Below are 675 nucleotides of genomic sequence, written 5' to 3'. Positions count from 1 at the left end.
CTAAAACCGAACTATTCGAAAACAAAAGGGCTGATGTGAAAACATCAGCCCTTTTTAGTCTTTCTCAATCTATCAGTTAGGCCAAGTAAGAACCTATTTAATATGATCCCAAGAGATATTCGAAACAATTCGGCACTCGTCGCACTTAAAATAGAAGATGTCATGCAATGGCTCATCAAGCAGCCACTCTCCACCACACTTCGGACACTTACGTGCTTTCTCGCTCTCCAACGACTGACCGCCCACACGATACTGATAATAGTAAGTTGGAATCTTGGTGATGTATTCGATACGACCACGCAAATCCCAACCGCGGCGGAACAACACACTGTCTACGTCGCAAATCTCGTGCAGCGCCGCATGCTCTGCGCGGCACCCACCCGCCATTTGGATTTCATCGCACGCTTGCCATTCCGTCTGCCATTTGATGACCGCTTTATGATCGCCATTGAGTGTCGGATCATTACGATACAGTGGAATTGGCAACAAGGTTTCACCACTGCGCAGTGGCGAGCATGTGTGCACATACGTCGTGTAGAGCACTTGCCAACTTGGCGCTTCGTCTTCGGCCGCTTGTTCTGAATTTAAATCACGACCAAGCATACGCATTTTCGGCGCAAGCAAAGACGCATCCGACAAACGATTCATGCACACTTTAACGAAATCTGAATGATA

General features: G+C 47.6%; 1 protein-coding gene. It reads right to left on the bottom strand.

Features of this window, described 5'->3' with window-relative positions; all coding sequences use genetic code 11:
- Positions 1-93: 93 nt before the first annotated feature.
- A partial coding sequence (locus R7E78_RS27075; protein ID WP_318058740.1) for a Zn-ribbon-containing protein occupies positions 94-675 on the bottom strand: 582 nt, incomplete at its 5' end.

It is taken from the genome of Vibrio sp. YT-19(2023), from assembly GCF_033337395.1.
Note: the sequence above shows the minus strand (reverse complement) of the source record. Positions and strands in the feature narration are given on the sequence as shown.